The organism is Ruegeria jejuensis (assembly GCF_041537905.1).
Taxonomy (GTDB): domain Bacteria; phylum Pseudomonadota; class Alphaproteobacteria; order Rhodobacterales; family Rhodobacteraceae; genus Ruegeria_C.
The window spans coordinates 1-8,183 of sequence record NZ_JBGRUO010000050.1; the positions used below are offsets into that span (position 1 = coordinate 1).

7 protein-coding genes and 1 pseudogene are annotated in these 8,183 nt (G+C 52.6%); 3 read left to right on the plus strand and 5 right to left on the minus strand.

Annotated features, from left to right (window positions below):
• Nucleotides 1-217 precede the first annotated feature (217 nt).
• A complete protein-coding gene (locus AB1E34_RS25850; RefSeq protein ID WP_372575167.1) occupies nt 218-949 on the plus strand; it encodes an HAD family hydrolase in 732 nt (243 codons plus the stop codon).
• 302 nt (nt 950-1,251) lie between these two features.
• Here AB1E34_RS25850 and AB1E34_RS25855 read toward each other — a convergent pair whose 3' ends face one another.
• The 4 genes from AB1E34_RS25855 to AB1E34_RS25870 all read right to left on the minus strand — a co-directional run bounded on the left by AB1E34_RS25855 (nt 1,252) and on the right by AB1E34_RS25870 (nt 5,016).
• Complete coding sequence (locus tag AB1E34_RS25855) at nt 1,252-1,959, minus strand: transporter substrate-binding domain-containing protein (RefSeq protein ID WP_372575168.1); 708 nt, start codon at nt 1,957-1,959, stop codon at nt 1,252-1,254.
• A 10-nt stretch (nt 1,960-1,969) separates the two neighbouring features.
• Nucleotides 1,970-2,569, minus strand: coding sequence for a short chain dehydrogenase (locus AB1E34_RS25860; protein ID WP_372575169.1), 600 nt, complete (start codon nt 2,567-2,569; stop codon nt 1,970-1,972).
• Nucleotides 2,566-2,919, minus strand: a complete 354-nt coding sequence (locus tag AB1E34_RS25865) for a MerR family transcriptional regulator (protein ID WP_372575170.1) — start codon at nt 2,917-2,919, stop codon at nt 2,566-2,568. Before AB1E34_RS25865 ends, AB1E34_RS25860 begins: the two co-directional genes overlap by 4 nt.
• Nucleotides 2,920-3,588: 669 nt before the next feature.
• Nucleotides 3,589-5,016: an aminotransferase-like domain-containing protein gene (locus AB1E34_RS25870; protein WP_372575171.1), complete on the minus strand. Its 1,428-nt coding sequence runs from the start codon at nt 5,014-5,016 to the stop codon at nt 3,589-3,591.
• A gap of 83 nt (nt 5,017-5,099) precedes the next feature.
• On the opposite strand from AB1E34_RS25870, the gene AB1E34_RS25875 reads away from it, so the two are divergent.
• Together AB1E34_RS25875 and AB1E34_RS25880 are read left to right on the plus strand one after the other, a co-directional pair.
• Nucleotides 5,100-5,960, plus strand: a complete 861-nt coding sequence (locus AB1E34_RS25875; RefSeq protein ID WP_372575172.1) for a DMT family transporter — start codon at nt 5,100-5,102, stop codon at nt 5,958-5,960.
• 375 nt (nt 5,961-6,335) lie between these two features.
• A complete protein-coding gene (locus tag AB1E34_RS25880; protein ID WP_372575173.1) occupies nt 6,336-8,060 on the plus strand; it encodes a hypothetical protein in 1,725 nt (574 codons plus the stop codon).
• A gap of 1 nt (nt 8,061) precedes the next feature.
• Here AB1E34_RS25880 and AB1E34_RS25885 read toward each other — a convergent pair.
• Nucleotides 8,062-8,183, minus strand: a pseudogene (locus AB1E34_RS25885) (IS5/IS1182 family transposase); the annotation flags it as partial.

Sequence of the window (8,183 nt, forward strand, 5' to 3'; positions counted from 1 at the left end):
GCTCTTTGGAAAGTAAGGCTGAAGCCGCGCCATCTGCTCATCGGTCAGCCAGAATAGATTGCTCATGTTATACCCCTGAAACTCACGGGCATGAATCACGCAGGCGGGATGACGGCAACAAAATTAATAGGTCCAGAACCTAGCGACTTACACAAGCGAAGTCCGATATGGTGGGCATATTGAGCGTGCGTTGCGTTCCTCATTGTGGACAAAAGCGATGGGCATTGGCGTCTTCGCTTTCATCAGGGAACACCGTGCTGACGATACTTTAGATCGAAACCCAAATGGGTGCCCAAACCCGAACAGGCTTACCATGACACAATCGAATGCAATTCTTGGACCCCAGACAGTTATCGCCTGGGATTTTGACGGTGTCCTGAACCGCAATATCGTCGACGGGCGCTTCGTTTGGGCCGACAGGTTTGAAGTCGACATTGGTCACTCGCTCGACGGTTTTGAAAAAGCCATTTTCCGGAACAACTTTGACGACGTTATTACTGGCAAGGTCGATTTACGAAATCGCCTGAACGAATGGGCGAGAAGCGTCGGGTATGTCGGTGGAGTGGATGCTCTGCTAGAATACTGGTTCGAAAACGACGCCCTACCTGATCCCGAGGTCGGTGCGGTAATGGACACGCTGAACGATCGAGGTTTCAGGCAGGTTATTGTTACCAATAATGAATCGCGGCGCGCGACTTACATCGAAGGCGAGATGGGGTTTGGAGAGCGAGTCGAACGCGTGTTATCATCCGGTCGAATGGGCGTTCGCAAACCCGCCGCCGCCTTCTTTGCACTTGTTACGGAAACATTAGAAGTGGAACCCGGACAAATGCTTCTGATTGACGATTGCCCGAAAAACATTCCGGCTGCAATCAGTAGTGGATGGCGTGCGTTTCACTTTACAGGCGATACACGACATGAATTGCCATTGGCGCTTGGACTTTCTTGAACAATTTCAAACCGAAGAACCTTGATGTGATTCAGGGATGCCAAGGCACAAAACACGATCTACGACCGTAAGTACTTCGATAGCGCAATAGCCAACAGGTCTGGACATGCTGATAATTGGTCCCAGGTCAAACGGTCCAAGGCAGCCATTTGTTCGGGCGTTGCGTTGCTGCGGTTGAAATCCGGATTGCTGCCGTTCAGTTACGCGTCACTATTTCGGCTGCCCTGTATCATTCTCTTGATGAGGAGAACATTTTGTCGCCGTGGCGCACGCAATAGCGCTTTGGTTTCTCAGCCCACAGGTCAAAGGACAAGACTGACGTCTTCTTCGTCAAAGCCGAAACCTCTTATCAAGCGAAGGTGCGCCGCGCTGCCCATGAACTGATCGAGAACTTGATCAATGTGCTTCTTGAACTCTATGGCGGACGTTGAAATCCCAAAACAACCCACTTCGGGCGGCTTCTCGCAAGACGGAACCTCGACTACGGTCAATTCCTGCGCGTCTTGTTGTTGCACGTAACCGACGTGCGCGCGGGCAACACTCGCGTACGCGTCGACTTGCTGGTCCTGAACTGCACGCGCAGCATCCGTATAGGTTTCAAAAACATGGATGCGGTTCTGGGCAACGCCAACTTCAATCAGAGTCTGATGCTGAATCTGATCACGTATGACCGCCACGGTCAGATCGCAGGATTGCGCTAGGCTCCGGTATCCGCCGATATGACTAGCGTCTGCAGTGAGAACAAGCAGTCCGTCCGGTAATGCCCAGATTGGTCTGCTGAAGAGTGCGTGTTGTTTGCGGTCTTCGGATGCAAACAGGCCAGTCGTCATCTGCCAATCACCTCGCGCCAGACCGGGAAGAAGCTGCGCGAACTCAGTTTCGACAAACTCAACACCATCGATCGCAAGCTGTTGAAAGACATGGCGAGCAAGCTCAACGTCGCATCCAGTGACGGTTCCATCCTTATCTCGATAGTTGAATGGTGGTTCGATAAGATACGCAAACTTCATTCAAATCACCTCAACTAACGATCACAACCTGACCGGTGATCGCTCCTTCAACACATTTTACGAAAGCGCGGCCCACCCGGTCGGACGGCACACGCTCATGTCCGGGGAAGAATGCGCCATAACGCTCTTCAGAAACGTCTAACAGCCCTGGACTGACCACATTGATCCTTACGCCACGGGGCATTTCTATAGCGGCACTGGTGACGAAACCGGCCAATGCGCCATTTGCAGTCGCTGCCCCAGTGCCCGATACAACCGGATCACGATCCAATACACCGCTTGTGAGCGTGAAGGACCCGCCGTTCGAAATCCGTGACAGGCCCAGCAAGACTAGATTGATCTGTCCCATTACTTTGTGTTCCAGGCCCAGACTGAATGTCTTTTCCGTTTGTTCGGTAAGCGGCGCGAAATGCACATTTCCGCTGGTTGAGATTACAGCATCGAAGGTGCCAACTTCGTCATACATGGCTTCAATTGAGTGCTTGTCGGCGATATTGACCGACACATCGCCGGTGGTTCTTCCCGCTCTGATGACTTCATGGCGCTCGGACAGTTCTGAGTGTGCGGCGCGTCCCACATCTCCGCTTGCGCCAACGAGGATGATCTTCAACGCAAATACTCCTCATAAATTTCCAGCTTCCGCGCCAGTATCGCGTCACATCGATCCAGATCGTCGCGACGTTTCGCAAGCAGCTTGGAATGCGCGGACAGGATGTGTTTCCGGTCGGGTATTGTGCTGTCTCCCTGCGCGTACAGGGCCGCAAACTGCCGCAAGACCTTCATGGGCATCCCCGTTTCGCGCAGCCAGTATAGAAGCGTCAGCCAGTCAACATTTTCTTTGGAAAAACAACGCTGCCCGTCCGTGCCACGCGCAACGTCGGGAACTAATCCTTCCGCTTCATAGTATCGGATCGTATCGATCTTCAGCCCTGACCGGGACGCGGCTTCTGAAATACGCATAACGGATTCCCTCCAATCTTCATTGTGATACCGACCTGAAGTAGCTCAAGGTCAATAGGAAACTTGAAAAAGCGACCCTAAATCGACACTCACTTAGCTCTTCAAAAGACGCGATGCAGCCCGCCATTGCAGCCTTTGGTGTTGGACCCTACATCTGCACTCAGCAAAGCAGTAAATGAACAAGAGCAATGTCGTACTACAGGGACTACCGGGGCTTTGAAGTTCATCTGGAAGACGAAGCCGAGGGTGCTGATCGTGTCGTCTGGTCAGTCCGAGGATATGGCACAGAACGTGCCAAAGGTTCAGCCGGGTCTCGGCAAGAAGCCTTCTTCGCTGCCTGCGTCTCCATAAACGAAATTGAGGCTGACCCTTATCGATTTCCAATCAACCTTCTCGGGTATCCGGAAGACTCGGACGGAGACGTGGTGACAAGGGAAGGAGAAATCCTTGGTCGTTGGGCCATATCGGGTGACGAAGCTCTAGAGTACGTGGATTTTAGACCAGAAGGCTCTGAAGAAGTTCTTTTGCAGGATCACCGCATCGGAATATTATGCTCGAGCATACGAGACTGGTATGAAGGAACAGGTCAGTCGTAAACGATTGGATTCTCGGCCCAAAGCCGACATTTGCTTCATTAAACAACGCTGCAATGCGGCTTCCGCAAAGCGGTCATTGAGGCCTGGTCGCACTCATCAGCTCGCGAAGCAGTTTCTTATGCGTCACTCCCGTCATCTGACTCACGTTGAAGCGCATAAACGAATTCTTGGACTGGGTCGGGCTGAAGACATTTCCCGGGGCAAGCACAACGCCTTGTTTGAGAGCCTCCCGTGCCAGCATGGCCGCCTCCCTTCCGTCTGGCAGCTCACACCATAGGTAAAATCCGCCCTTGGGATTCACAAACGGCTTGATTTCCAGGGTGCCCAACTCATCGATAGAACGCGCGCGGGCGCGATCCAGTTTGGCCCTCAGCGCGTCCATATGTTTGCGGTAGCTTCCATCGGTGAGTGCTGCGTGCAGCAATTCTGTTACCATCGGGCTCGGCCCACCAAAGCTGATTGCGACCTGAAGGTCGGTAAGGGCGGCAATCCAGCTATGCCGGGCAGCTATGTATCCGCATCGTAGCGACGCCGAAAGCGTCTTGGAGAAGCTGCCAATCGTAAGAACACGGTCCAGCCCATCCAACGCGGCTAAACGCGGAGACAGGTCCGGCTCGAACTCGGCAAAGATAGCGTCTTCCACGATAAGCAGATCATGGGCCTCGGCCAGAGATAACACTCGATGCGCGGTCGCTGCTGAGAGCGTCGCGCCAGTTGGATTGTGCAATGCCGAGTTGGTCAGATAGAGCCGGGGACGCTCTTTGCGTAGGACGCTTTCGAACATCGTGAGATCGGGACCATTGGGCGTGTAGGGCACACTAACAAGGGCGACCTGATGCGCGCGCAAGAGGGCTTGAAAATTGAAATAGCATGGATCATCCACCAGAACTGTATCTCCCGGTTTGAGCAGCAATCTGCAGATCAAATCCAGCGCTTGTGACCCAGAATTTGTAAGCAAAACGGTGTTTGGGTCGACGTCTATGTTTTGATCGCCCAACATGCGTGCCACGTGCTGGCGCAGGCCCGCATGCCCCTTTGCATTGCTGTAATCGGTCAACACATTGCTGTTGCCTCGTGCCACGTTGCGCATGGCCCGACGCAGTGACTCCAGAGGCATCCAGTCTGACGGCATCCACCCGCATCCGGGCTTCTCCATGCTGTCTTCTGCATCAATGGATTGCCGAGCGACCCAAAGCGGATCAATCTCTCGCTCAAGCTGTGGCCCGGTTTGCGACACGACAAAGGGCTGAACGCGGTCGGAAACAAAGAAACCAGAACCGCGTCGGGAAAAGATAACGCCCTCAGCGGCCAAGACGTCGTAGGCCTCAACTACGGTCGAGGGCGAGACGCCCACTCTACGCGCGAGCACCCGTACAGACGGCAGCTTGGTGCCTGCGCTATATGTACGAGACCGTATCCTGCGTGTGATATGTTCCATCACGAGGGTGCGACGGGTCGCCTTGGCCATGGTGCTATCAATCTGTTTGGGTTCATCGATCAATACAGTTCGAGTGAATTGTACTGTTCTGTATCTGCATTTACCACAGCGCTTCCACTACAAAATCCAAAAAGGATTGTGTGGCGATGACGTCTTCATTTTCGGGTTGGGGCAGTGGATTGATCGGTGTGCTGATCTTCAGTGGGTCCTTGCCCGCGACACGAGTGGCCGTAAGTGGATTTGACCCTCTTTTTCTGACCTCAGCTCGTGCAGTGCTGGCGACAGCTCTGGCACTGTGTTTACTGATCTTATTCAAAGAGCTGAAACCGTCGCGGTCGGATCTGGGATCCCTCATAACAGTGGCCTTGGGCGTCGTGATCGGCTTTCCTCTGCTAACAGCCTTAGCCCTTCAGCACATCACGGCTGCGCATTCGATCGTCTTCATCGGGCTTTTGCCCTTGAGCACCGCCGCATTTGGCGCGTTGCGCGGCGGCGAACGACCGTCCGGAATGTTCTGGGTGTTTTCCGTCTTGGGGAGTGCGGCCGTCGTTGGTTTTGCCCTCACGCAAAGTGCGGAAGTGTCCCTGATCGGAGACCTGTTAATGCTGGCGGCCATCCTCGCCTGCGGATTGGGCTACGCCGAAGGGGCGCTGCTCTCGCGTCGATTGGGCGGCTGGCAGGTGATTTCCTGGGCACTTGTCTTGTCATCACCGTTCATGGCCATTCTCGCAATCTTCACATGGCCGGACACATTTGCCGATTTGAGCATGCCTGTCTGGTTCAGTTTGGGATACGTCTCCATTTTTTCGATGCTGGTTGGATTTGTGTTTTGGTATCGCGGTCTGGCTCGCGGGGGCACAGCAGGTGTTGGGCAGCTACAACTGCTTCAGCCGTTTTTCGGCTTGATCCTTGCAGCGGCCTTACTAGCGGAACCGGTCGCGCCTTCGATGATCGGGGTAACGGTTTTCGTCGTGATGTGCGTGGCCGGTGCAAAGCACTTCGCGTAACGGCACCTAGCCGACATTCACGGTTTTTCAGAAATCACCTGTCGGTCTTCCCAAAAGCTGGCGTTCGCACGAAGTTCTGAAATTTGGCTTTAAAACTGTTGCTGTACGAGACAAAGCTGCAATCATGAACAGATGGAATGCTGCACAAAAATTCACTAGCGGTGCAAATCCGAATTATGTTGTCCCCGATACAGAGGCAGAGCTTAGCTTCGCATTGCTTCCTAGCTTAAACTGCCCATGAGCAGGTCATGCAATCGACCTTGCAAACATAGAACAACTAGGTGAAGTTGCTTTGTCTATATACTGTGTTTACTCGACTTTTTGCCACAAGGTAGATATGGTGCCTTTTGCAGAACTTTCCCAAGGTCGAGAAGCATGACGGTTGGTCCTTCAGCAGTACGAGTGAATGCGGTTCTTTCTGCGTTTCGTGACGACGATAATTCGGACGTCATCGACGCGCTTTGCTATTTCTATATACCGATACTCGACAAGCTGAGCGGCAAACCAATTACGGCCTCATTGTTGGCGAAAGCGGCAAAGCTAATCTACGGGTGGAATCTAACAGAGTCCGTTGGACACGTATTCGTTGAAAGGTTGGTGGCTCATGGCCATTTGGCCTCTGGGGAATACAATGGAAAGGAAGTCTATTTTGCTCAGTCCAATTCTGAGCTAGCAGTTGATGTGGAAACATCTATCAAAGACTCCTTTGAAGAAGTCACTGAACTATTCCGACAATTCGACCTAATTTCGGGCGATCTGCTTTATAGGCAGCATACAGCAGAACAACTCGGTGAACTCCTTGTTCGCTTTCTCATATCACTGGATGCCTATTCGAATTCTGACATCTCAGCCGAGCTTAAGTCGGGAAACGGTGGCAATGGTGAACGCAGCGCCCTTAAAGAGCTTGCAAGTGATGTTTCCGTTCTTTCTCGATCTGAAACCCACGTTTGCGCTCGCTTTGTTCAATGGCTGGCTAAAGAGAGACCGGAACTTGCCGAAAAATTGAGCCTTTTTGTGGCTGCTGGGTTGTTGGCCGAATTGGTTGAAGACTTTCGCAAGCCGAGTGCAGTGGAAACAGCGAGTGACACGACCTTCTTCTTGGATGGCCCCATGCTGTTGGGTCTTGTTGGAACAAGTGGCGAGGCTTTGCAGGAAGAAGCAAAAACCATTGTGGCAGCTTTAAAGTCGATTGGTTGCCGTGTTCAGGTATTTAGCGAGAGTTGTCGAGAAGCCGAACGAGTGCTTGGCTCATACCTGAAAGCACCTGCAACAGATCGACATGGCAGAACCCATACCGCTGTCCTAAAGGGGGAAGTCGATCGAACCTATGTTCAAACTGTGGCTTCCGACATTGAGAAGGCAGCGGACGCGTTTGGCATAGATGTACGCGATTATGTACTCGACAACTTTCCAAACGAGCATAAGTACTTTGATGAGGAACGGAACAAGGACATCTATTCGTTTCTGACATGGGACAACCCACGAGCGCGCGAACACGACGCGTTCGCTGTTACTGCTATAATGCGGATGCGCCACGGCAAGCATAGGAACGATCCGCTTCAAAACAGTCATGTTTTCATATCCTCCAACCAAAAGCTGGTTGAGAAAGCACGAGACTACTGCTTTCAGTCGCATTTGGTTCGCGAAACGCAATGTGGCCCGGTGGTAGATACAAGGGATTTGGCAACAATTGCTTGGTTGAGAACGGGGTTTGAGAATTCGGAAAAGCTGCCAACGTCGCACATGCTGGCGCAATGCGAGCGTGTTCTTCGTGTCAGAAAAGATGTGGTAGAAAACGCTCGCAATCAGGTCGCAAAATTTAGCCCAGATAAGGTCGAGCAGTTTGAATTGCTCTTGCAGGATAACCGCGCTGTTAACTACTTGATGGATACTGCGCGTGGATCGTCTGGGCTTTTTGACCCCGACCGCGATCAAGAGCTTCTCGACGGAATGCTTGACGCCGCCATTCAGGTCGTGCGCGACGAGACAGACGCGAAGCTATCTGAGAAGGAGCAGAAAATTAGGCAACTTCGGGCTGACCACAAACGATCCGAAAAAGAAGTGAAATCGGAGTTTGAAGCTAGGCTCCAGACTCATTGATTTACAGCCAGAATAGGACTGTAGCAGCGAGAGCGATGGCCGAGAGGAATACCTTTGGGCATCTGTCATATCGGGTGGCGACGCGCCGCCAATCCTTCAGGCGTCCGAACATGATCTCAATGC

Coding starts and splice junctions, on each gene's coding strand:
- AB1E34_RS25875 (WP_372575172.1), top strand. CDS start 5,100: ATGACGTCTTCATTTTCGGGTTGGGGCAGTGGATTGATCGGTGTGCTG.
- AB1E34_RS25880 (WP_372575173.1), top strand. CDS start 6,336: ATGACGGTTGGTCCTTCAGCAGTACGAGTGAATGCGGTTCTTTCTGCG.
- AB1E34_RS25855 (WP_372575168.1), bottom strand. CDS start 1,959: ATGAAGTTTGCGTATCTTATCGAACCACCATTCAACTATCGAGATAAG.
- AB1E34_RS25850 (WP_372575167.1), top strand. CDS start 218: ATGGGCATTGGCGTCTTCGCTTTCATCAGGGAACACCGTGCTGACGAT.
- AB1E34_RS25865 (WP_372575170.1), bottom strand. CDS start 2,919: ATGCGTATTTCAGAAGCCGCGTCCCGGTCAGGGCTGAAGATCGATACG.